This is a genomic window from Pseudomonadota bacterium (genome assembly GCA_039028935.1).
Taxonomy (GTDB): Bacteria; Pseudomonadota; Gammaproteobacteria; order Steroidobacterales; family SZUA-146; genus SZUA-146.
In genome coordinates, this window is the sequence record JBCCHD010000017.1 from 21,154 (window position 1) to 44,272 (window position 23,119).

The following is a 23,119-nucleotide window of genomic DNA, read 5'->3' on the forward strand; positions in this document are numbered from 1 at the left end:
GGCGGGTCACCATTCAATTGTGCCGATACGCGCGACGAAACGTTGGATTCAGGGCAGATATTGCGAACCCAGCGGGGTATTATAGTGTCAAAGAGCACTGTACCTCGATGACTTAATGAATAGGGCCAAATCTATGCGGACAATCGATACGAGACTCCTTCCATTTGTTCTGATCGCGTTTGGTCTCAGCGCATGCGGCGACCAGCATGACCATCATTCGCACGAGAGTTCGGACAACCACGACGCCGTGGCTGATCATGACGCGCACGCATCAGGCGACCACGAAGAAAACCACCACGACGGGGATCATGACGATCACATTAGTCCTGGCGAAGTTGGTGAATCCGCTGACGCGGGTACCGTACGGCAAATTGGTGCACACCTACATGGTGATGCGAAGCTGGCCATCGCGCTTGAAAACAACACGCTTTTTATCGAGTTTGAAACGCCCGTCTATAATCTCACGGGATTCGAGTATGCCCCGGCAACAGCCGAAGAACGCGCCGCGGTTAAAACCGCCGAACAGCAGCTCGCTTCGCCCGGCACGCTCTTTGAACTCAACGCCGAAGCCGACTGCCGAGCTGCAGAGGTTAACCCGAAGCTGACGTTCGATGATGATCATTCGGACGATCACTCAAGTGATCATGATGACCATAGTGAAGATGGTCACGATGACGAGCATGACAAAGACGGCCACGAAGAGGATCATCACGCGCATGAGGATCACGGCAAGGACAGCCATGACAAGGACCATGAAGGCCACGATGGTGACCACGCAAAAGAGGGCCACGATGACGATCATTCCAGCGAACATCGAGATACGCGTGTCACCTATCAGTTTCGTTGCGGCCAACCCGCGCGACTGACGGCGATCACGGTGCGCTTGTTTGAGGCGTTTCCGCGACTTGAAGCGCTCGACGCCATTTATCTTGATGACGATCAGCAGCTTTCAAAATCGCTCTCGCCCTCGGATAACACTCTCAACCTGAAACGTTAAAGAGCTCTGTATGAAACGTGTGATCCCTTTTTTGTGGCTCGTCATCGCAGTCTGTCTAGCAGGCTGTTCGAACGATGCGAGCGACGCCACCGATATGACGCCCGAGCAACAAGCCGCCAAACTAAAAACCGTGGAAATCAGTTGGGAGCAGCTGATGCCCAAAGGTGAGGAGGAACGCCTCGAGGCACTGTATTCGCAATACTACGCTGAGCTGGAAAGGCAGTTTCAAGAAGACGCTGAGGCCTTAGCGAGTGGCAATCTGCCCGAAGGCGAATCTCAGGATTTGGTTGCGGCGATTGTCGAGGGCAGTGCAAACGACACGATGGAGCAGATCGGCACCTACAACACGGTGCCCGAACTCAATGGTCAGTCGGTCAGAATCCCCGGTTACGTCGTGCCGTTTGATTTCAGTGCCGACGCCCTCTATACCGAGTTTTTACTTGTTCCGTATTTTGGTGCGTGCCTGCACACGCCGCCGCCGCCGCCCAATCAAATCGTCTTTGTGAAGGCTGAGCCTGGCGCTTTGATCGCCGATTTGTATGAGCCGGTTTGGGTAGAGGGTGTACTCAAAACGGGACAGTTTGATTCGACGCTGGGCAATAGTGCGTATGAATTGACGCTGAAGAAAGTCGAGGCCTATGCCTACTGAGTCGGTCCTTGAGCTGCAAGCGGTACGATTCGGTTGGGAAGCCGGCCACGAACTCATACACATTGATCACTTTGCCATCGCGTCCGGTGAAAGCGTTTTTTTGCAGGGGCCAAGTGGTTCGGGCAAGAGCACCTTACTGGGTTTAATCGGCGGGGTGGTGTCCCCTCAGGCCGGTGAAATCACGATTCGAGGAGTCAAACTGGTTTCTCAGGTGCCCGCGGCACGTGATCGTATTCGCGCCGATCATTTGGGCATTATTTTTCAACAATTTAACCTGTTGCCCTATTTAACCGTGATCGACAACATCACGTTGCCTTGCCTGTTTTCTCGTGTACGCCTGGCGCGCAGTCGTCAACACTATGGCGATCCTCGGAAGGAAGCGTTAACCCTACTGGATCGCCTTGGACTGCCCCAAGCGGTGGTTCAGCAGCCGGTGAGTAAATTGAGCGTCGGACAACAACAGCGCGTGGCCGTCGCACGAGCGCTCATCGGTGGTCCGAGCCTGATTATTGCCGATGAACCGACGTCAGCGCTCGACACAGAAAATCGCGATCGATTTATTGAGCTACTCAACCAACAGCGACGGGAACTCAACTCCAGTTTACTGTTTGTGAGTCACGATCCGACGCTAGCAAAGCACTTTGACCGCGTGGAGGCCATTGATCAGATCAATGCCATCCGGGTGGCCGAATCATGAATCGTTTTCCTGTACTGAAGCTGGCGCTGGAGTCGCTAAAGTCTCGGCGAATGACCGCGCTACTGACGATCATTTCTATTGCGACCGCCGTCGCATTGTTTATCGCCGTCGAAAACTTGCGGCATGGTTCTCGCGAGAGTTTTGAGCGAACTATTTCGGGCACGGATTTAATTGTTGGTGCGCGATCAAGCGCCATTAATTTGGTGTTGTACTCCGTGTTTCAAATTGGTGATGCCACCAACAATGTGAGCTGGGAAACATACGAAGAGATCGCCGACCGTGACGAAGTGAAATGGACCGTACCGATCAGTTTGGGCGACACCCATAAAGGTTATCGTGTCGTGGGCACGACCGATGCGTATTTTGCGCATTATCGCTACGCCAGCGATGAATCGCTTCGGTTTGCCGAAGGCGGCATATTCGATGACCTATTCGACATCGTCATCGGCGCCGAAGTGGGGCGGAGGCTCAACTACACGCTCGGCAGTACACTGACACTGTCTCATGGAACGGGCGGAACGAGTTTTTCAGAGCACAAAGACAAACCGTTTCGCGTGTCCGGCGTACTCGCACCCACCGGCACACCGGTGGACCGCACGGTCATCGTGAGTCTACCGGCCATCGAGGCCATTCATCTTGGTTGGAAAAACGGCACACCGACCGGCATGAGTCGGGCGTTAACGCCCGAACGCGTTCGCGAGCTCAATCTCCAACCTGGAGATATAACCGCCATTTATTTGGCGGCCACGTCACGCATCCAAACGCTGAAGCTGCAGCGCGATTTGAATACGTATCGTGCTGAGCCACTCCAGGCGGTTATACCAGGCGTGGCGCTCAGTCGACTTTGGCAAATGATGTCGGTTGCCGAACGCGCGCTAGCCACGGTATCCGCATTTGTCATTTTCGTGGGACTCGTCGGCATCGTCACCTCCATTTTGACCAATCTCAATGAGCGCAGACGCGAAATGGCGATTCTGCGCTCGGTCGGTGCGCGACCTCGTCATATCGTCGCGCTGCTGGTCAGCGAAGCGGCCTTGCTTGCCTTCATCGGCGCAACACTGGGCGTTATGTTGGTTTACGGCGTGAGTTGGTTGGTCAAAGACTGGCTCTCCTCACACTTCAACCTCGGTACCCTAGCATTAGCACCCGGTGGCTTTGATATCGCCGTCGTGGCGGTGATCACGCTGTTGGCCGCTTTGTTTGGTATCCCGCCCGCGTTGGTTGCGCTTAAGCGATCGCTCGCCGACGGCCTGTCGATACGTGTGTGAGTGTCGGTGCCGATCTTTAAACAGGGGCACCGTTGTAAGACGGCAATCAGCTACTGATTACGCGCGGTATCTTCCGTCGTGTCGTCTTTTTTTTCATCGAGCTGACTCTTTGCCGAATTCGATGCACGGAGGGCGGTGTTAGAGAAACTGGGACGCGTGCGTTTCGCCGCCTTGGCCGCCGCATCGGCACTTACCGACGAGTAGGTCGTTGTCTCGCCATAGGCGTTGGCATCTGGATTGTAGGGTTGCCACTTCATACCGTAAGGGCTTCCACCAAATCCGTCATGAAACCCGCACGCCAGCGCGCATGGGGAGAGGGCGAGTGCCGCGACGAGCGCCGCTGCATGGAGTCGAGAGATCATGGCGTAAGTCTATGAAACCGACCGAGAAAGTCAAGTCGCCGCCCATTAGCTCGAAATAATATATCCTTAAAAATCAGAATGATATTATTGATATTTAAGAGACAGCTTGAAGCTGTGTTAAACACATTTTACGTTTTGGGCGGTGCTCCACCTCCCAATTCCGCTAATCGTTGAAGGCACCAATGTTGCCGCCGTAGCGGCCAGTACCGAGCGTAGCGGGATTTTGCGGAGTGAAGTCCCCGTTTGTTTCGTTCACAAAATCCGGATCAGCCCAGATCGTTGACTGATCGGGATTGATGCTCAACTCGCCGCCCTCAAAGTCTGACAGCGCTGTTTGCCAAGCCGGTAGACCGACAAATCGGTATGCCGTCAAAGTCCCAAGATCCAAGGTCCAGGCTGGGCCTGATCCTTGCCACACCATATTGTTATCGCTGTACGCAATCGAGTTTTGAATCGATGGGCTAAACGGGCGCTGTGACACCAGCAAATCGGCGCCGGGCCGAACAAACAAATTGTTGTAGTTCTCGAAGAGCGCGATGCCGTTCAAATTGAGCGCTGGTCCGGTCACATCTACAAACGTGTTATTGAAGACTTTCACGCCCTGCGACTGTGTACCGGCACGATCAAGATCGGAGTCCAATACCGACTCACTCGTGCGAACCAGATTGCCGAGAAATTCGATGTCCTGCATCTGCCCAAGTCGATTGGCATCGGCTTGGAGGTGCAGGGCGCGCGCAACGTTTTCAAATTCGTTTTGTCGAACGCTCACCGCGTTCATCGCGCTACCGGCCGTACGCAATGTCACGCCCGCGTCGACCGAATGAATGACATTGTCTTCAATACGGATATCGCTCACTGCGTCGTTTGCGACGGCCGGCGAAGACGTGACGGAAGACGATGAATACACGTCATGAATGCGATTTTCTTTTATCTGCGACTCGCGTGTATTGGCCAGTCGAATGCCGCCGACATCATGATTGCCAAACACGTTTCTAATCAGTGTGCGCTCAATCGTAATGTCGGAGGTTGTACAGCCTGATAGAGACGTCGTGATACCGGCGTCGTTGGTCTGACGAATTTCGATGTTGCGCACGATGACGTGGCTCACGCAGTTCAACAACAACCCCACCACTGGCTCATCGCTCGACGCTGCCGTTTTACCTTGATCGATCACCGGCGTCGGAAAATCGCCCACAATCGTGATTGGCAGGTCTAGGAGGCCGGACTGGTTGAGCACAAATCCTCGAACGCCATCGACCGCCGTGCTGTCGTTATCGCGATACGGCGAGGCGGCCGGTTCGATAATGAGCGTATCACCGGGTTCAAGGATATCGAGTCCTCGCTGTAGCGAGGCAAAGGGCGCCGTAATGCCGTCATTGTCATCGGACGCAGTGGGATCATCCGCATCGACTACGTAGGTTTTGCGCCCATCTGCAGTGCCACTGTCGCCGGTGCCGCCGTCCCCGGAGCCACTGTCTCCCGAGTCATTGTCACCCGAGCCATCACCGCCCGAATTATCACCCCCCGAGTCATCGCCGCCAGAATCGCTGCCGCCGTCGTCGCCACCGGAATCACCGCCGCCGCTGTCATCGCCGCCTGAGTCGCTGCCACCTGAGTCGCTGCCGCCGTCACCGGTTCCGCCGTCGTCACTGCCCGCACCGCTGTCATTGCCCGACGAGTCATTATTGCCCCCATCGCTCGCGCCCGTGTTGGTATCCGCAGCGGGATCGATTTCGGCCCGGTCGCCACCGCTCACGGAATTACCGCAGGCGGAGAGTGATAGGCACACCAAAAATACCAATAAACCGTTGGTTAACTGACGAACAAATCGGGACGGTCGGCTACGACCAATCAGGGCGGAGAAAAACATGGTGACAAAGCTTGCTACTGCGTTCTGTAATGTTGTAACGTTACACTAATTCGGGTCATGGCGTCCAGGCAAAAGCCGTCGTGATCAGGATGCAAAAGTGCCTGTCGGGGAAGACGAAAGACAGGTAGCATAATTAAATCCAAGGGGAACTACGATGAAAGTCATAAGCAAACTGGCAGCGGCGCTCCTGTCCGTGGCGGCATTAGCCGTGTCGGGCCAGGCGCTGGCGCAACACTCAGACGTTGAAATCGGCGTCGAAGGTGGCTCGTTGGTTGTTGAGAACGGCGAAGCCATGGCCAACGGCGGTGTCTTGTTTGAAGCCGAGTTCGGCGAACTGGGCTCACCATTTGGCACTGAAGATCCAGGTTTTGAGCTGGACGACGGTCTTTTTAACGAAGACGAGATACTCGCATTCATGGCGGTGGGTTCGCTGCAAGCTTGGGACGGTGCCAGCTGGTCTAGCGCGAATGTGCCCAGTGCTGTGGAAATTGCTGCGACCGATGTTCTGGGTATCGATACCGTATGGACAGCCGGCGGCGTGAGCAACAGCGGCGGACTGATCGACGCAGCGGATGATGAAGGCGGTGTGCACAGCCACATTGATTTCGGCATCAGCAATCCAGCCGGCGGTGATCCAGCTAACGGCGCCTACATGATCGAAATCATGCTGTTCGGCCTCGCGGCTGACCAAACGACTCAGGTCTACGGTGCTTCTCAGTCTCTGTTCTTGGTATTCAACCTCGGCCTTGACCACGAAGATTTCGAGCTGGCTGTCGACGCGCTGCTGGCTCAGCCTGTGCCAATTCCTGGCGCTGCCGTGCTGTTCCTGTCCGGTCTGCTGTCCATGTTTGGGCTGCGCCGTCGTAACAACGCGTAAAAGGCTTTGAATTCGCTTCGCAGACAATTTGCGAAACGTGAAGCGCCCATCTTTCGCCGATTCAACTCGGCGGGGATGGGCGCCGTCTTTTTGTGTGCGGTGGTCTGCCTCACACCGCCATGGACTATGGCGCAATCGACCGATCCCGAGACCAAGGCGCCCAATGGCGATGATGTCGAAGAGGTTGAAGTGGTCGGCACGCGCGATGAGGATATTTCTGGTGTATTGGGTCAACCGGCCGATTACATCAGCGGCGACGATCTGCGCCTGAAGTTAAGTAGCACGATCGGTGAAACCATCGCCACCGAAGCGGGCGTGCACAACGCCTCGTTTGGCCCTGGCGTTGGGCTACCGGTGCTGCGGGGTCTGTCCGGGGTGCGAGTTCGCGTAAGCGAAGGCGGAATCGGTGCCTGGGATGGTTCGACCATTAGCCCAGATCATGCGAGCACCGTTGAAGCCGTGTTGGCAGATCGTGTTGAGATTGTTCGCGGGCCGTCGACGCTTCGCAACGGCAGCAGCGCTATCGGCGGCGTAGTGAATGTCGAAACGAATAGAACCCATAGCCGATCATTGGATGACCCGTTCCACAGCAGTGTCGAAACGCGCTACGAGGTTCTGAACCACAACCAGCGCACGGTCGCGGCTAAGCTCGATCTTCAAATGTCCAAATTTATTGTGCACGTCGATGGTTTTCACCGGGAACATGGCGATGTGGACATCCCCGGTATGGCCATCGATGAACAGGCGGTGGCTGAGCAATTTTTCTTTAACGCCTCGCAGGACAACACGGACGGCTTTATCGCCAACACCGATGCAGAGGCGTACGGCGGCGCCGCTGGCATCTCCTATATCGCCGATAATGGCTATCTTGGCTTTTCGGTCAGTCAGCTCGACAACAATTACGGCATTCCTCCTGGCGCGCACACCGAGCCTCTCGATGCGGGCCCTGACCACGTTCATCTCGCAAATGGTATTGGTGGATCGCCCGACATTCGCATCGATTTGGCGCAGACACGCTATGATTTTAATGCCGGTCGTGTATTTGAGCGCGGTCCGTTATCGGCAATCGACTTGCAAATCGGCGAAGTGGACTACCAACACGTTGAGTCAGAAGAGGGTGCGGCGGGTACCTTGTTCGAAAGCGACGTTACCGAAATGCGGGTCAGCATTGAGCATGCCCCGATATTTGGCCTTACCGGGGAGTTTGGTGTCCACCGGGTAGACAAATTTTTTGCCGCGGTTGGCGCGGAGAGTTTTATTCCGCCCAGCGACACAGAATTAATTGGGGCCTTTTTGATCGAGCGGTTGCAGCTCGACGAGTGGACACTTGAGGCCGGTGTCCGGGTTGAGAACGTCACAGTCACGCAGCTTGAGCCGACGGCGCCACTGCGCCCAAACCTGCAGCAGTTTATGCACGATGAGATCGACTACGATCTATTTAGCTTTTCAGCGGGTCTGACTTACGCGCCCGATAAAACAAACACGTTCAGTCTCTTGTTAGGACAGTCGGCACGCGCGCCGGACGTTCAAGAATTGCTGGCGTTGGGTCCGCATTTAGCCACCCGGTCGTTTACCATCGGATCACTCATTCGTGGCCAACATGCGCTGAATCCAGAAACGTTTAATAGCATCGATCTTGGCTGGCAATATCAAGGTGCCGCAGGCAACGTATCGGTCGAAGTGTTTTACACAGAGGCCGATGATTTCGTGTTTCAAAATAACACGGGCGTGTTTTACGACCTGTCGGAGCAGTTCTTCCGCTTTAACTGTGCGCGCATTGAAGAGTGCTTACCGGTATACGAATACGAACAAGCCAACGCGACGCTCCAAGGTGTGGAGTGGCGCTGGGAGTTTCCGCAGTGGGCGTTGGGCGAGGGACAGCTGGGTGTTGAGCTGTTTGGTGATCGAGTTCGTGGCCGCCTGAAAAGTGGCGAAGACTTGCCACGCATGCCGCCACAACGATGGGGTATCGGTGCGAACTGGACCTCGAATAGTTGGGCGACGAGTCTGCGTGTTACGCACGCGGTGGCGCAACGCTACCCAGGGCTTAACGAAACCGAAACACCGGCGTACACCGATCTCAGTGGCAATATCAGCTATGTCATGGCCGGTCCGCGCGACGGGCGTACACTGTTTTTCGTGCGTGGCAAAAACCTGATGGACGAGCAAATTCGGCACGCCGCTTCTTTCCTACGCAACTTCGCTCCGGAGCCTGGCCGTACGGTGGAAGTTGGCCTGCGCTTCGATTACTAAGTCTGCTAAGTCATGATCCGAACATCCGCTTTCTGTGCCTGTCTGATGGCCGCGTCTATCTCAATCCCGGTCTCCGCTCAAGTAGCGACCTGTAACGACTTTGGTCACTTCGATGTGTTTATCGACATCATTGAGCGTGATGATCACAGCCGACAACTTGCTGCGCGACGAGACACCCCCGACACCAATGCCTTCATCTTTACCTTAGACGCCAATGATCGACAGCTGTTGGTACCGGCCGACTTTGGCGATTTTGGGGGCGGCCCTCACAAGACAGACGACCCCGGCTGGGTTATCGATCAAGGTGGATTTGAAGCGAACGACGTGCTCTGGTTTCGAGCACTGGGATCGTTGAACTACTACAATCCGCAGACGAGCGCCTGGCAGTCGGCGCCACCGTCGGGCGAGCGGGTGCGCTTTTTCGGCGCGATTCCGCCCGATGTGTTCTTCAATGGTGACCCAGATGAATTGGCGTTCTATCAGCAGGGTACTATCTGGTCATCCGAGGGATTGGCCGGACCCACCGAGTCGGCCATTGAGCAAGCATCGTCGATTGGCACCGTGCACACCCATCTTGATTTCTGCATTGAGGACAGTACCGGCGATTGTTCAGAGCCCGGTATTGGTAATACAGGGAACCCGGCCGTCGGAGCTTATCTAATCGAGCTGCAGCTCTTTTCGGATGCAACCGATGGCAACGATGATGCACGCTATCGAGACGCGGATCCGGTCAAGGTTATTCTCAACAATGGCCTGGTTGCCGATGAGTGCGCGAATGCGATCGAGGCGTTGTCCAACCGCCGTGCTGAGCCTCAGGCGCCAACGCCTGCTTCCGGTATTCTCGTGATCGGCGGCGAGTGAACGGCACACGCTGGGCGCTGTATGCGCTCCTTTTTCTTTCCGGTAGTGCAGGCCTTGCCTACCAGTCCATTTGGACCAAATTATTCACCGTGTCGCTCGGTCACGAGATGCCGAGTCTATTGGCGGTGGTGGCCGCCTTCTTCGGTGGCGTGTCGCTAGGCGCCTGGCTGCTCAGTAAGACCATTGCACAGTCCAGGTATCCCGGGCGCTGGTACGCTGGATGCGAGTTAGCCATCGGTGCCTGGGCGCTGGTAACGCTCGCCTTACAACCGGTATTTAACTCGCTGGCGCTGTCGCTAATTGGCGTTGAACCGCATCCGTTATACCAGTGGACAGTTGCGTTTGGTCTGTTGTTTTTGATTTTACTACCAGCCACGTTTGCAATGGGTGCCACGCTACCGGCGATGGAGCAAGTGATCGCTCGTCGTTCAAGCGACACACGGGTTGTTGGCGGCGCGTATGCTGCCAACACGCTCGGTGCGGTGGCTGGCGTACTGGCGAGCGTTTTTTGGCTGCTTCCGACATTGGGTCTGCGCTTTGCGCTGCTGTTGTTTGCCGCGGTAAACGTCCTGTGCGCCGTGGGCATTGTCCTGTTTAAGGAGCGGCCGCCGATCGATTCGGAACCGGTGGCCAAAGAACGGTCTACGGCGGCGAATCAATGGTTGGTCATGTTGTTTGCCACGGGTTTGCTGGGCATTGGCTATGAAGTGTTGGCGGTGCGCGTGCTGTCGCAGGTGTTCGAGGGAACCTTGTTTAGTTTTGCGACGGCACTGGCGGTGTACTTGGCCTTTAGCAGTGCCGGTGCCGCGTTTATTCAGCGCCGTATTGAGCAGGCCATGGCCCGCAATTGGTTACCGCGACTTATCCTCGGACTTGGTTTTAGTTGCTGGCTTGGATTGTTGACGATGTATGCCGCTGTGGCGGTGTATCGTCGACTCAGGCTCGCGTTCGGCGACACGATGTTGGATGTGTTCCTGTCGGAGATGATGCTCGCGTTAAGTGTTTATGGTCTCCCGAGTCTGTTTATGGGCGCCCTGTTTGCGCTGCTTGCGCAACACTACCGCGAGGAGCGCGGTGAGGTGGGGCGTGCGCTGAGCATCAATACACTCGGCGCCGCGCTTGCACCCATTGTGTTCGGCATCGTGCTGTTGCCGTTGCTGGGTGCCAAATGGTCTCTCGGCGTGGTGTGCGTTGGCTATTTTGCGTTGCTGCCATTGGCGTCTGATCCCCAAGATTTGCGAGGCCGTTGGGTCATACCCGCCACGCTCATTCTGCCGGTGGTGGCACTGCTTCTGATTCCGCCTCTGCAAATCGTTACGCTGCGCAAGGGCGAAATGCTGGTGACGTTTAATGAAGGGGTGATGGCGACAACTGCCGTTGTGGAGCAGGGCGGAGCACGCAATTTACGTGTGAATAACCGTTATCAAATGGGCGGCACAACCACGGCAGCGCTGCTCTTTCAGCAAAGACAAGCCCATCTGCCGATTCTATTTCATGGCGACCCCCAAAACGCTCTGATCCTGGCCGTAGCCAGTGGCGCAACGGTCGGTGCTGCGGCAGCCCATACAGATTTACAGGTCGATGCGGTTGAGTTGGTCCCCGAAGTATTGAACCAACTCGACTATTTCTCACCCCACAACGGCACCCCGCAACGCAAAGACAACGTTCGCTTCATTGCGGCCGACGCGCGTCGCTTCGTGCGCACAGCCGCCGATCAGTACGACGTCATCGTCGCCGATTTATACCATCCAGCCCGCGATGGGGCGGGCATGCTGTTTACCGAAGAGCACTACACGGCCATTCGTTCGCGACTGTCGGCGGATGGGTTGTTTTGTCACTGGCTGCCTTTCCATCAACTCGATATGGACGGCGTCGAGCTGATCACTCGCACCTTTCTAGCTGTGTTCCCCGACGCCAAGATGATAATCGCCAGTGATAATCTCAATTACCCTGCGCTTGGCCTCGTCACTGGTTTGGACGAGTCGTTACTCCGAGAAGGCTACTTGCGCGAGCGGGTGACCGACACCAAAACCAGGCAAGCGCTTCAGGCCTCGTTGATTCGTAATGACTTACAGCTTTTCTCAAGCGTCGTCCTGGATACCGATGCACTGATCGATCTAGCCGGTCGCGGTCCATTGAATACGGATAATCGGCCGATCTTGTCTTACGCGGGGCCGCAATTCACGTATAACCGCAAGAGTCAGCCCTACGGACGCATGATGGCGCTCATCGATCGGTACGAAGAGCCCTCAACGCGACTGTTTTCCGATGAAGTCAGTAATCGGTCCGCCTTTCTTCCGCGGTTTCACCGTTACCTCAAAGCCCGCAATCAATACTTGCGAGGTTTGCAGCGTCACGTCGAAATCGGTCAAGAAGCGGCCATTCCACTGTATTTGGACGCCGCACGCTTAAGCCCGGACCACGAGACCGTCATCGCTCAGCTGTTTGGCTTGGCAACCCGCTTGGCGAATACTTCGCCGAACGAAGCGCGCGCGTTAGTGGATGAGCTAGTACAGATCCGGCCGGATCTTGAACCGCTACGTTCACTTCAGGAGCAGCTTCAGAATCGCACCCGTCGTCGACCCTAGCGCAGTCAATTGGCGTCGATGAAACGTCAGACAATGCCGAGTACGGCACCGTCGTTACGGGTGTGCAGGATGAACGTGGAGTTCAATCAATTAAACGTGCCGATGCGTTCTTCAACGCACCGGCACGCGATCGAACAAGGCCTAAAGACTACACGCAGCGCTGGTGCCGCTTGGCCCCGGTGTTGCCAGGAAGAAGGGGACAAACTGGCTGATGTCGAGGAAATTGACCACACCGTCTGAATTCAGATCGTAAAGCGGTGACGTCGTGCTTAAAAACTGGCTAGACAGCGCCGAAAAATCGATAAAATTGACGACGCAGTCGTTGTTGAAATCCGGATCACACGCGTTACCGTATCCATCGCCGTCGGTGTCGACCTGACTGGCATTTGCAACGACAGAACAGTTGTCGACGTTATCGCCGACCGAATCGCCGTCCGCATCGGCTACCGTGAGTAGCGCATCAACCGCCACATCAAAGTCGCTATCGCTCAAACCCAAATTGAACGCGATCATGATCGGTGCTGAATCGTCGTACACCTGAGTTACCTGATCGCTGGCCACGCCAAAGAGTTTAAATTGGATGAGGTAAGCTCCGGCGGACGGATCGCCCACGCCAAGGGTGTTTTCAACCTCAAAATCGATGTGCGTGTGAATACCGCCGCTGGAATCGGCTGCGTCGACGAACCCGCTAGCATTGGTGACACCGGAGGTCTCAATGAGACTCTGGCTACCGAGAATATCGGTAATGACCACGCGCTCGTTGTCCGGCACAGCGTTGATCCAATTGGCGCCGTCCCAAAACTGCAGTGCATTCGTCGCTGAGTACGTCAAAATTTCACCTTGGATGAAATTACCGCTGTCAAAATTAAAGCCAGGATCGTCGGTACCAAACGGTGTGCCCAATTCGCCAAAATCGGCCGCGTACAAGTGGCCGCCATCCGGCATGGCCATCCCATTAAGAATGTTGATCTGAGACTGCTCTACATTCCCGATAACATCCTGATGCTGGGCCGTAGCAGAACTCGAAAAAGCCAGAAGAATTAGCGCTATTATATTGTAAAATAAAGTATTAGTATTAGGTTTCATCACCACAATCCCCACGTCGAACACAGTATTGTTACATTATAGCATTTTTGGGCGTACTATGCTGATAACGACGTGCTTGGTGACCCGACTGAACAAGCGAAATTGACGGCCACTATTGGCACCCAATTGCCGCATTAAGCCGTCGTAGAAGTGAGCGCTGTTACGCCGACAAGCGCCCCACGAATTGGGCGCGGTGAGGTTAATCGAAGTCGCGTTCTGCGTTAGAATAATATGGTGCAAAAAATGGAAAAAGCCCCATGAGCCGAGCTGTTCCCGCATCTGCTCAGCTGCCCGATAAGTGGCGCAAACTCGCCGAAGATCGGTGTGCCGAGATGGGCGCCCGTCTTACGCCGGCTCGACTGGCCGCCTACGCCGAGTTGGTGGCCTGTGACCGTGCTCTGTCCGCCTATGAGCTGGTGTCGCTGCTTGAACAACGCCAAGAACGCAAAATTGCACCGCTCACGGCGTATCGTCATCTTGAGTTTTTAATTAATGTCGGATTGGTACATCGACTCGAATCGGCACAGTCCTATTTACCCTGCGCTCATCCTGGGCACGATCATGTTAGCCAATACCTCCTATGCACCGACTGTGGCATGGTCAACGAGACCGATTCGGAAAAATTTGAGACGCTACTCAACGAAATTACCGAAGAGCAGGGGTTTGTCCCACACAATTCGGTGATTGAAGTCGCCGGATTGTGCCGCAACTGCGCGTCCAAGCCTGAATCATAGCTGAGCCAATCAACGGCTAGCTGAAAAGGGCAGCCCCACGATCAAGAGAAAGGGGGATCATGTCGAGCCCAAGAACACCCTTCGACTCGCTGTTTGATGACGTCACGCACGCGGCGCGCTATGCGGAAGGACCTCACCGATTCGTCCCAGGCTTTGATGCACTCCATCGTATGACCAGCGTATTGATCGACCAGCATGCACCCCGGGACGCTCATGTTTTGGTGCATGGCGCCGGGGGGGGGGACTCGAGATCGAGGCCTTCGCCAATGCCCATCGTTCCTGGTCCTTTGTCGGCGTTGACCCTGCCAAACCGATGCTGGACGAGGCCAGCAAACGACTCGCTTCATTTACTGATCGCGTAACGCTCGTTCATGGTTTCGCAGACGACGCGCCAAACGGGCCGTTCGATGCCGCCACAAGCCTACTGACTCTGCATTTTTTAAATGAGCGCGAACGGCTAAGGACGGTGACCGAAATTGTCCGGCGTTTGCGACCCGGCGCACCTTTTGTGGCCGTCCACTGCAGTTTCCCCCAGGATCCGGCTCATCGTGGTGTTTGCCTGGACCGACACGAGGCGTATTCTGTCGCGGCGGGCATGGATCCTAACGTGGCGCGAGAAGGGCGCGCTTCGATCGCTGAATCGCTAAATGCGCTCGAGCCTGAACAAGACGAACGGATTTTGACCGAATGTGGCCTGACCAACGTCAGCCTCTTTTATGCGGCCTTTACTTGGCGAGGCTGGGTAGGTTACGCGCAATAAGTCTTGATTTCATGGAAAATATAACAGCAAGGTGAATTTATAAGTACCGAACGGATTAGTCCCACCTATTTTCACGACTGGCTGCGGCCTGTCACTACGCTTACGCAACTTCGTCCTCGACCGGCGAGTATGATCCGCCACCGATTTACAATGCAGCCGCCGCAGTGATCCTCATGCTGACCGATGCAGGGACGACAATGCTACGGGCAACTACTCGGTCTAACCAACGCGAAGGCTTTGGTCAATTCGAAACCAAACTCAAAATGCTCACGTTCTCGACCCATCCAGCTTTCTTTATCGCTACTGTAACCGCCGATTTCAATCATAGCGACACCCCATGCAGAGAGGATCGACTGTAGCTGCGCGCGAAAGGTCGGGCAGGATTCAGGGTTGTGTAAAACATATAAAGACGCCTCGTGAATACGTTCGTTTGCCGACAAAGTGCATTCCGCGACTCGACTATTGATATTCCGTACCATACGCACACATTGATCCGAAACAATGTGCGGTACGAGACAATTGAGTGTTTTCGAAAAGTGTCGATCTTGAGCGGCCTGGAAGCAGCGCTGCGTTTCGGTCTGAACAACCCGTCGCAAATCCTCATAGCGCTCCTTGATATCGCCCGTTTTGCCCGCGCGAGAGTCGCTGACAATTTGAGCCTGTCGCCGCGCTGTCTCGCGTCGAATCTGTTTATCTCGTTCAATTCGCAATCTGCGACGTTCTTCCATTTCCGACAACCGCTGCTGTCGAGCCTGCGCTTGCGCCTGAAGATAGCTTGCGCAAATCGTGTCGAGCTCTTGCTGCCGTTGCGCCGCTTCATCCAGACCCACTAACAATGAACTCAAGGGGGCATGAACACTGCAATCGCCTGCGTGCGCGGTATGAAAATACCAGTAGCGGGCATCAGCCGGGCTTTGCGGCACATGATTGCCGTTGTCGTATCCTTGCGCGACAATTTTCATGGCGTCGACATTGCCTGAGCGTGCCGACTGCATGGCATAGTCGAATGAGTGAAACAGCGTCTTATAGTAGTTCGACAAGCCGAGTTGAGCATGGTCATGCTGCAAAAAAGCGGCCGCGTCTCGCCAATACCGAACCGTGGCTAACAAGGTGGGCTCATCGATCGCGCTGGATCGTGAAACGGCGTCGAATACTGCTTTGACACTGTCAACCTCACCTAATGACGCCGCGACGATGGTCTCTTTACCGATTGTTGAGCCTGCCAGCAAGACGGTTTGATCCAGTCGTTTCTCGTGCGCATCGGGTGCTAGAACCCGCGCCAGTTTGGTGTACGCCACATATTGCGCGCGTGTTTGATATCGAATCGGTTCAAACACGCTGGCGTCTAACCGACCCGCAGTGAGGTCGTCTATTATGGCTTGCTCATGTTGCGCCAAGTATTCCGACAAGAAGAACTTCAAATCGCGAACAAGATCACTGGTCCGACCCCTTGCGAAATTCCGATAAGGATCGACACATAGATTCGAGACAGCGAATTTTTCGTATTGGCATCGCCCCAAAATTCTCGCCCAGTGATTATTGACACGGAGCAGGTCATCGACAGCCTTAGACGTGTCGCTGATGACTGACGATTGATCATTGGGTGTGTTGTAGCCCATCAAGTCAACCACATTCTCTACGCTATACGGCAACTGGCTAATGAGCTGCGCGTAGTAATACAAAATGGCGTTGACAGATGGATAGAACGCGCTCTGCACAAACAGCGTTTCGGATTGGGGCAATGGTAGATAGCTAAGCCCTCGACCGGTCGCCCTGCGATGAGCGTAATCCGCCCGTTGCCCGTCACGGTTGAAACGATCTATCTTCTCACGAAGCGCACGCCAGGCGGCAAGTTGCTCTTCACTATTCATTGCTTTAATGGCCGGATTGCCGTCGGCGAAAAACTTCCTATGCCCAATGAAGATATCCAGCGCAGGTACCGGGGGTAAAACTGAGCTCGCCTCAACATTGGCTGTGGTCGATCCCGAGCCAGTGTACTGCTCGTGAATCGTTTGCAAATAGCTGATGGTGTTGTTAATCCCTCGACCTGACACCATTACGTTGCCCGTATCGATCAACTTGAAGCCTTCGTTACGATTAAACTCGAGGCGAAAAAGCGGCTGATCCACTTTGCTCTCGCGTGCCACAAAGACGATTTTATTCAGCCCTGGACACGATTGGCGCTCCTGATCAGCAATTGTTTTAGCCATTCGAGACCACGTGTGTCGGATGTTCCAAATCTCGGTACTGCCATCGTACTTGTTGCGACTATTCACTACCGAATAAAACACCGATACGCCGTCGTCACATCGACTGAGAGGAGAGTAAGTACCATCACCGCCTGGCAAAAAGACGCGGCGAAAATCAAATATTCCGCGATAGTGATCGGGGTCGTAGATGGGCGGCTTTACCTCCTCAAACTGAACCGTCGCCGTATGCACAGCGGGTGGGGAAGTGGACTCGGCAACTTGCGTCTGCGAATTAGAGGGCGCGGACGAATGTGGCGCCGGCTGGGCAACACGGTTGCCCGATGCGGCATCCAGCGTTGGCAATGAGTACAAACGGCTAGCCGTGTCGTAGCGGCTATTGGGCGTGCTGTAAAGCTGCTTATAAAGGCGCGTGAATTCGTGGTGCACCGGAAAGTCGGTATCGGTTAAGGCTTTATCGCGCCACACCCGCTCATCGTAATTGTCACCACTGCCGATTTCGCGAAGTAACGCGTTGAGTCGCATGTGTAGCCGGTTAGTCAGGTCGGTATTCTTTGTTTTTCTTAGTAAACGCCGAATCAAACGAAGCTCTTTTTTGGCCTGGCGCTGTTTTTTCCGGAATCGATCATCGGTGTACCCGGCGATTAATGCATCCAACGATGCCTGTGCCTCGAGGATCTCGACATACTTCTGCTGCTCATGGGCTGTGAGGTTTGCCGCAGCCGCGAAATCGGAACTCCCGAATGCGACTAGGCTTGCGAGAAAGAAGCCGATCCAACTTGGGAACATCGAAGATACTCTTGGAGATTGCGTAAACATAGTCACTTCTATCTGTTTTTTTTGTCAGAACGCAAGTGCATCGGTGCTTATACTTATTAGTCGAAGAGTCGGAGTCTTCAAACGGCTACCACTCGCTTCACTTTACCGCACCGTCTCCTTAGCTGCCACATAACGCCGTGATTTAACCGCAAACTGGACAGTGCCACTGAAAAAACACTCCCCATCTTCATCGCACTGCGTAAAGTCGTCTGTCATTGATAGGGGAGGGACCGGCAAGCGACCGCCTTTACGACTCAAGAGCGTTATCCAGCGCGGCCGAGCAATGGATCAGCGTTGTGTCAAACACCGGCACCGATACATTCGATTCGTTTAAAAGCATACCGACTTCGGTGCAACCTAGAACGAGGCAATCAGCGCCAGCGTCAACCAACCGACTTGCAATGGCAACGTAGGTCGCCGCACTCGTTGGTAAGATAATTTCCTTGCAGAGCTCCTCGTAGATAATACGATGCGTTTCTGCGCGGTCTTTTGCGTTGGGAATGATCGGCGCTAAGGCGGCCGCCTTTAGTCGATCGACATAGAACGATTGCTCCATGGTGAAAGCAGTAGCCATGAGACCCGGACACGAAAATCCGCCGGTGACAATCGCTGCAGCTGTTGCGTCCGCAATGTGAATGACTGGAATGTCGACCGCCGCTTCGATCTGATCGAAGAGCTTATGCATGGTATTAGTGGCTAGAATTACCAGGTCAGCCCCGCCCCTTTGCAATGCGCTCGCTTCTTGCTGAAGAAGGGAAGCGGCACCATGCCAATCTCCTTCCATTTGCAGCGCTTCAATAACGGCAAAATTAAGTGACCGTATAAGCAGCTCTGGAGAATGTAGTCCGCCGAGGCGTTCACGCGTTTTCTCGCACAAAACACGGTAATAAATCTGTGTAGACGCGGCGGACATGCCGCCGAGGATGCCAATCGTTTTCATACGGGTAAGTCTCGGCGTTACGTGATCAGAAAGTGGTCTTTATGCGTGTCGATTGATACAAGCTTCAATTAACTGGCAAAGGACTGTGGTAGGGTTTACCGACGACGGATCTCGACAATGGTAAGTGCACCAATGAGCGATTGCCAGTCGATGGCTTTCCAGTATTAATCAATTTGACTCATCAATAAATTACGGCATTGAAGTGATAAACCCGATGACACCACACACCTGTATACGTGTGCTAGCGCTCTTTGTGGCAGTACTCGCCACCTCATGCTCGAGTCAACGCGGTGATAAGGCGGAAGAGTCTGCGCCGGTAGCGGCAGCGCCTTTTATGCAGGGATTGTGTCGTGTCGGCGTATATGGCACCTCGTCGAGATTCGTAGTGATTACACGTCGAAACAACACATTTCGCTATTCGATGAATGACGGTCGATTGGGCCGCATCGAAGACACTGGACCGATCGAATGTGGCAACGATTCTATTCGCCTTCAACAAACAACTATCCTGCCACGACAGACTCTGGCGGTCACGAATACGCGGTTCGAATCGGACGGTGTTACGTTAGCTGGGCAATTGATTGAGCCCGTTGACGCAAGCCCGGCGTCCACATTAATCGTGCTGGCACATGGTTCAGAAGAACGCGGCTGGATTGAAGATTCACGCTATCCGTATCATTTCGTGGCGAGGGGTGTGTCGGTGTTCGTCTACGACAAACGGGGTACAGGGAAGTCCGGCGGGGCGTACTCACAGAATTTTCCTGAGCTTGCTGACGACCTCGTCGCTGCGGCGGCAGAAGCAAAGCGCATCGCAGAAGCGCGTTATTCTCGTTTTGGACTGTTTGGTTTTAGCCAAGGCGGTTGGATTGCACCATTAGCGGCGGCAAGAAGCGACGCAGACTTCATTGGTATCAGCTACGGACTCGTGGTTGATATTCTTGAAGAAGACGCGGCGCAAGTCGAGCTGGAACTGATAGAAGCCGGATACGACAAGGCTATACTGAGCAAAGCGAATCAAATAACGGACATCACCGCGCGGCTTGCCGTCTCACACTACCAAGATGGCCTTGACGATCTAGCGGCTGTTCAGTCGCTGTACGGGGATGAGCCATGGTTTTCAGCCATTCGCGGCGGCTTTACGGGCGTATTGCTTGGTATGTCGCCTGATAAATTGCGCGAAGAAGGAGTCCCCATGTTTGACCGGCTGAATATCGATTGGTCTATCAAACCGATGAATGTGCTGCGTACAGTGAACGTACCGCAACTTTGGGTGTTGGCTGAAGCTGATCGCGAAGCACCGGTCACGAAAACGCTCAGTCGACTTCAGACGTTACGGCGTGAAGGAAAAGACATCACTATTGTGATGTACCCAAACACCGATCACGGCATGCGAGAGTTCATGCAGTCAGCAGACGGCACTCGCCAATACACCCGGATCACAGACACTTACTACGATCTCATCGCAGATTGGGCCAATGGGCGCTTGGAACAGCAATATGGCACTAGTGTTGATCGGTAAGAAAGAGCGGTTTTCGACAAATTCCCAGGTATTTTCAGGCCTATTGCCCCTTCTCCGCAGTTACACTACTGCGTATAATATATATTATGTTAAATATAGGTAGTTTAGTGATACCCGGCATCCGGCGAGACTGTGGAACTCCCCGCAAAGCAGTGTTCAACCTCATAATTCCAAGCACTTTTCGACAACAAATCTGAGTACTGGCAACTTAAAATTAAGCACTCTTGGATCCCAAGGGTTCTACCCCGATAAAGCGGACGGTTTGGTTAAGGATATTTCTTCCAGTTTCTGCATTTCAAGTCTTCGTCGCCGTCTGGGGTTGTGAAGCCTCTCGATGTAGTGGAACACGTCGGCTCGTACGTCATTGATCAACGTGTAACGTTTACGATTGATCCACTCTCGTTTCATCATGCCGAAGAAGCCTTCTATAGCCGCGTTGTCGGCACAACTCCCCACCGCACTCATAGAGCAGGTCAGGTTGTGACCCGCCAGGAAGTGCTGGTACTCGTGACTGGTAAACTGACAACCACGATCTGAGTGCAAGATGACCGGCGAGCGATCGTCTCGTTGCCACAGCGCCATGAGTACAGCCTGCAGAACCAAGTGTTTGTTCTGAGTCGTACTCATCGAACATCCAACGATCATCCCCGAGTACAGATCCATCACCGCGCACAGGTAAAGCCATTTTTGACCAACGCGGATGCCGGTGATGTCGGTCACCCATTTGGTGTTGGGTGCGTCGGCTTTGAAGTCGCGAGCCAGGTGATTACGTATCCCATTGGGACGGGTGCCAGGCTTTCGCTTCGGTGATCGTCGTTTGACGGGCACGCCTTTCAAGCCGTTTACTCGCATCAAGCGAGCCACACGGTTCTTGCTGCAGGATTCGCCCTCGTAGCGCAGGTCCTCCCAGATACGCGGGCTACCCAGCACGCCGTCACTCTCAGCATGGAGCGCTCTGATCCGTTCTGCGAGGCGCAGGTTGTCGATCTTGCGGCGGCTAGGCGGGCGCTTACGCCAACTGTAATAGCCGCTAGGCGACACGCCCAGCCGGCGACACATCATCCGTACAGAGTAGGCTTCGCGGCAGCGCTCGATCATCTGATATTTCACTTCCGACCCTTCGCAAAGTACGCTGCCGCTTCGCGTAAAAAAGACAGTTCCTTTTTTGCGCTGGCAAGCTCACGCTTCAGCGCGGTGACCTCTTCATCACGCGACTTGCCTTGGCCTGGAAAGGCGTTGGAACCAGATTCTGCAAGCTCCTTCTCCCAGCGTCCGATCATGTTGGGATTAATCCCAAGGTCTTTGGCGATCTGAGTCTTGGTTACGCCGGGCTGTTTTGCCATCTCAATGGCTTCAAGTTTAAACTCCGTAGAGTACGATCTTCGTTTTGGCATGACACTCCTCCGCGAGCATTATCGCTCTTTTTTGAAGTGTCCGCTTTATCGGGGTAGAACCCGTTCGTGAATTTGCGACCTCAAAATTCCTTAGGTGATAGTACGTTCCGCAAAACCATTTCTCGATCATATCTATTCCGAATTACAGCCACTTAGAGAACAAATCCCAGATCCGACCGCCGTACCTAGCGCCGGACCGAACGTACTATCAGTTATGCCGCAGACTACTGAATGACCTTACCCCCTCAAGCATGAGTAGCTCAAGTTAGAGTTTTTCCATTACACTGAAGATGAAGGAGAAACATCTTAGGCAAGAGACACAACCCAACGGAGATCGCTTCGATCCTGAAACAACATGAGGGCGGATTAACGGCGGCAGAGATCTGCCGCCAGCACAACATCAGCCAGCAGACGCTGTATCGATGGAAGTCGAAGTACGGCGTTTTGGGCTCATCGGAGCTCAAGCGGCTCAAGCAACTGGAAGATGAGAACCGTCGACTTAAACAGATCGTTGCGGATCAGACCTCGGATATCCAGGGCATGAAGACGATTATCGAGGGAAAGTACTGAAGCCCGCTCAAGGCTCCGCGTCCACGGCTCCCCAAGCTGTGACTGTCCAGCGCTTCACTGCCCATGGCTTCGTCGTCCACGGTTTCGGCAAGACGCCTATCGCACTCACGGCCCACAATTGTCCCTGTACGTTGAAGATTCGCTCAGCGAAAATTCGACTACTTGGCGGAAATGTTCCAAGTTACGCGGATCGTAATCCTGTAGCGTTCCAGCTTCTTGAATACCATCGAAATCGGACAGATCATAGACGATCTTCTCTGAGAAAAAGGGAATGCAATACGTACGCTTGAGATCCGCCAATGTACAACTGGCGACAAACCCTCCCGTACATGTTGCGTTGCGAACTTCATCCTTGCTTAGCCCGCGACTGCCTTCAATATCGACGCCCTGATATTCAGCAGCTTGCAAGAAAATCGTATGTAGACGTTCTATTGGGTCATCGATCTGGAGACTGTCATCGTAAAGTACAAAGCACTCTCCGCCAGACCAAAGACTATCCCAACGTATGTCGCATGTCCTGTAGTCAATTTCTTCATCGGGTTCGTTATACGACAAGAACATTGCATGTAAACCATGCACTTCCTCAACCCTAGTGACCTGCTCTACTCGCGCGCATGACGACATAGCTAAGAGAGCAAGAAGCACTAGCATGCACAATCCGTTATAAA

The 23,119-nt window shown here is 54.3% G+C and carries 18 protein-coding genes and 1 pseudogene; 12 read left to right on the plus strand and 7 right to left on the minus strand.

Translation table 11 applies throughout. The features are described from left to right. Positions 1-115: 115 nt before the first annotated feature. Genes AAF465_09830 through AAF465_09845 form a run of 4 tightly spaced genes read left to right on the plus strand, consistent with a single transcriptional unit; the run spans position 116 to position 3,611 of the window. Positions 116-997: a DUF2796 domain-containing protein gene (locus AAF465_09830; GenBank protein ID MEM7083022.1), complete on the plus strand. Its 882-nt coding sequence runs from the start codon at positions 116-118 to the stop codon at positions 995-997. A 10-nt stretch (positions 998-1,007) separates the two neighbouring features. Then, the gene (locus AAF465_09835) at positions 1,008-1,646 is read left to right on the plus strand and encodes a DUF3299 domain-containing protein (GenBank protein ID MEM7083023.1); all 639 of its coding nucleotides are present in this window, start codon (positions 1,008-1,010) and stop codon (positions 1,644-1,646) included. Next, positions 1,636-2,343, plus strand: coding sequence for an ABC transporter ATP-binding protein (locus tag AAF465_09840; protein ID MEM7083024.1), 708 nt, complete (start codon positions 1,636-1,638; stop codon positions 2,341-2,343). The genes AAF465_09835 and AAF465_09840 overlap by 11 nt, the downstream gene beginning before the upstream one ends. Continuing rightward, the gene (locus tag AAF465_09845) at positions 2,340-3,611 is read left to right on the plus strand and encodes an FtsX-like permease family protein (GenBank protein MEM7083025.1); all 1,272 of its coding nucleotides are present in this window, start codon (positions 2,340-2,342) and stop codon (positions 3,609-3,611) included. The genes AAF465_09840 and AAF465_09845 overlap by 4 nt, the downstream gene beginning before the upstream one ends. Positions 3,612-3,661: 50 nt before the next feature. On the opposite strand, the gene AAF465_09850 is transcribed toward AAF465_09845, so the two are convergent. Further along, positions 3,662-3,973 (minus strand): hypothetical protein, encoded by a 312-nt coding sequence (locus AAF465_09850; protein MEM7083026.1) that lies wholly within the window; start codon positions 3,971-3,973, stop codon positions 3,662-3,664. 163 nt (positions 3,974-4,136) lie between these two features. After that, positions 4,137-5,843 (minus strand): hypothetical protein, encoded by a 1,707-nt coding sequence (locus AAF465_09855; GenBank protein ID MEM7083027.1) that lies wholly within the window; start codon positions 5,841-5,843, stop codon positions 4,137-4,139. Between the two features lie 154 nt (positions 5,844-5,997). On the opposite strand from AAF465_09855, the gene AAF465_09860 reads away from it, so the two are divergent. The 4 genes from AAF465_09860 (at position 5,998) to AAF465_09875 (ending at position 12,422) form a co-directional block, all read left to right on the plus strand. Further along, complete coding sequence (locus tag AAF465_09860; GenBank protein MEM7083028.1) at positions 5,998-6,720, plus strand: hypothetical protein; 723 nt, start codon at positions 5,998-6,000, stop codon at positions 6,718-6,720. Positions 6,721-6,846: 126 nt separating this feature from the next. Next, positions 6,847-8,973: a TonB-dependent receptor gene (locus AAF465_09865; GenBank protein ID MEM7083029.1), complete on the plus strand. Its 2,127-nt coding sequence runs from the start codon at positions 6,847-6,849 to the stop codon at positions 8,971-8,973. A gap of 12 nt (positions 8,974-8,985) precedes the next feature. Next, the gene (locus AAF465_09870; GenBank protein MEM7083030.1) at positions 8,986-9,834 is read left to right on the plus strand and encodes a hypothetical protein; all 849 of its coding nucleotides are present in this window, start codon (positions 8,986-8,988) and stop codon (positions 9,832-9,834) included. Next, the gene (locus tag AAF465_09875; GenBank protein MEM7083031.1) at positions 9,831-12,422 is read left to right on the plus strand and encodes a fused MFS/spermidine synthase; all 2,592 of its coding nucleotides are present in this window, start codon (positions 9,831-9,833) and stop codon (positions 12,420-12,422) included. The genes AAF465_09870 and AAF465_09875 overlap by 4 nt, the downstream gene beginning before the upstream one ends. Positions 12,423-12,563: 141 nt before the next feature. Here the strand turns inward: AAF465_09875 and AAF465_09880 are convergent, their stop codons facing one another. Continuing rightward, positions 12,564-13,508: a thrombospondin type 3 repeat-containing protein gene (locus AAF465_09880; GenBank protein ID MEM7083032.1), complete on the minus strand. Its 945-nt coding sequence runs from the start codon at positions 13,506-13,508 to the stop codon at positions 12,564-12,566. 257 nt (positions 13,509-13,765) lie between these two features. On the opposite strand from AAF465_09880, the gene AAF465_09885 reads away from it, so the two are divergent. Then, positions 13,766-14,242 (plus strand): transcriptional repressor, encoded by a 477-nt coding sequence (locus AAF465_09885; GenBank protein ID MEM7083033.1) that lies wholly within the window; start codon positions 13,766-13,768, stop codon positions 14,240-14,242. Between the two features lie 250 nt (positions 14,243-14,492). Next, positions 14,493-15,002 (plus strand): class I SAM-dependent methyltransferase, encoded by a 510-nt coding sequence (locus AAF465_09890; protein ID MEM7083034.1) that lies wholly within the window; start codon positions 14,493-14,495, stop codon positions 15,000-15,002. Between the two features lie 200 nt (positions 15,003-15,202). Here the strand turns inward: AAF465_09890 and AAF465_09895 are convergent, their stop codons facing one another. Continuing rightward, positions 15,203-17,998 carry a hypothetical protein gene (locus AAF465_09895; protein ID MEM7083035.1) on the minus strand — a complete coding sequence of 932 codons (2,796 nt, stop codon included), beginning with the start codon at positions 17,996-17,998 and terminating at the stop codon, positions 15,203-15,205. Between the two features lie 277 nt (positions 17,999-18,275). After that, a complete protein-coding gene (locus AAF465_09900; GenBank protein MEM7083036.1) occupies positions 18,276-18,968 on the minus strand; it encodes an aspartate/glutamate racemase family protein in 693 nt (230 codons plus the stop codon). Between the two features lie 214 nt (positions 18,969-19,182). Here AAF465_09900 and AAF465_09905 point away from each other — a divergent pair, with 214 nt between their 5' ends. After that, complete coding sequence (locus AAF465_09905; GenBank protein ID MEM7083037.1) at positions 19,183-20,487, plus strand: alpha/beta hydrolase; 1,305 nt, start codon at positions 19,183-19,185, stop codon at positions 20,485-20,487. 240 nt (positions 20,488-20,727) lie between these two features. On the opposite strand, the gene AAF465_09910 is transcribed toward AAF465_09905, so the two are convergent. Continuing rightward, positions 20,728-21,881 (minus strand): IS3 family transposase gene (locus AAF465_09910; GenBank protein MEM7083038.1). Its coding sequence is split into 2 segments (ribosomal slippage): positions 20,728-21,641 and positions 21,641-21,881, totalling 1,155 coding nucleotides; the frame shifts between segments, so codons are not numbered across the junction. Between the two features lie 303 nt (positions 21,882-22,184). Here AAF465_09910 and AAF465_09915 point away from each other — a divergent pair. Then, a pseudogene (locus AAF465_09915) lies at positions 22,185-22,403 on the plus strand (transposase). Positions 22,404-22,556: 153 nt separating this feature from the next. On the opposite strand, the gene AAF465_09920 reads toward AAF465_09915, so the two are convergent. Continuing rightward, positions 22,557-23,102, minus strand: coding sequence for a hypothetical protein (locus AAF465_09920; GenBank protein MEM7083039.1), 546 nt, complete (start codon positions 23,100-23,102; stop codon positions 22,557-22,559). Between the last annotated feature and the right edge of the window lie 17 nt (positions 23,103-23,119).

Coding starts and splice junctions, on each gene's coding strand:
- AAF465_09830 (MEM7083022.1), top strand. CDS start 116: ATGAATAGGGCCAAATCTATGCGGACAATCGATACGAGACTCCTTCCA.
- AAF465_09835 (MEM7083023.1), top strand. CDS start 1,008: ATGAAACGTGTGATCCCTTTTTTGTGGCTCGTCATCGCAGTCTGTCTA.
- AAF465_09840 (MEM7083024.1), top strand. CDS start 1,636: ATGCCTACTGAGTCGGTCCTTGAGCTGCAAGCGGTACGATTCGGTTGG.
- AAF465_09845 (MEM7083025.1), top strand. CDS start 2,340: ATGAATCGTTTTCCTGTACTGAAGCTGGCGCTGGAGTCGCTAAAGTCT.
- AAF465_09850 (MEM7083026.1), bottom strand. CDS start 3,973: ATGATCTCTCGACTCCATGCAGCGGCGCTCGTCGCGGCACTCGCCCTC.
- AAF465_09855 (MEM7083027.1), bottom strand. CDS start 5,843: ATGTTTTTCTCCGCCCTGATTGGTCGTAGCCGACCGTCCCGATTTGTT.
- AAF465_09860 (MEM7083028.1), top strand. CDS start 5,998: ATGAAAGTCATAAGCAAACTGGCAGCGGCGCTCCTGTCCGTGGCGGCA.
- AAF465_09865 (MEM7083029.1), top strand. CDS start 6,847: ATGGCGCAATCGACCGATCCCGAGACCAAGGCGCCCAATGGCGATGAT.
- AAF465_09870 (MEM7083030.1), top strand. CDS start 8,986: ATGATCCGAACATCCGCTTTCTGTGCCTGTCTGATGGCCGCGTCTATC.
- AAF465_09880 (MEM7083032.1), bottom strand. CDS start 13,508: ATGAAACCTAATACTAATACTTTATTTTACAATATAATAGCGCTAATT.
- AAF465_09885 (MEM7083033.1), top strand. CDS start 13,766: ATGAGCCGAGCTGTTCCCGCATCTGCTCAGCTGCCCGATAAGTGGCGC.
- AAF465_09895 (MEM7083035.1), bottom strand. CDS start 17,998: ATGTTCCCAAGTTGGATCGGCTTCTTTCTCGCAAGCCTAGTCGCATTC.
- AAF465_09900 (MEM7083036.1), bottom strand. CDS start 18,968: ATGAAAACGATTGGCATCCTCGGCGGCATGTCCGCCGCGTCTACACAG.
- AAF465_09905 (MEM7083037.1), top strand. CDS start 19,183: ATGACACCACACACCTGTATACGTGTGCTAGCGCTCTTTGTGGCAGTA.
- AAF465_09920 (MEM7083039.1), bottom strand. CDS start 23,102: ATGCTAGTGCTTCTTGCTCTCTTAGCTATGTCGTCATGCGCGCGAGTA.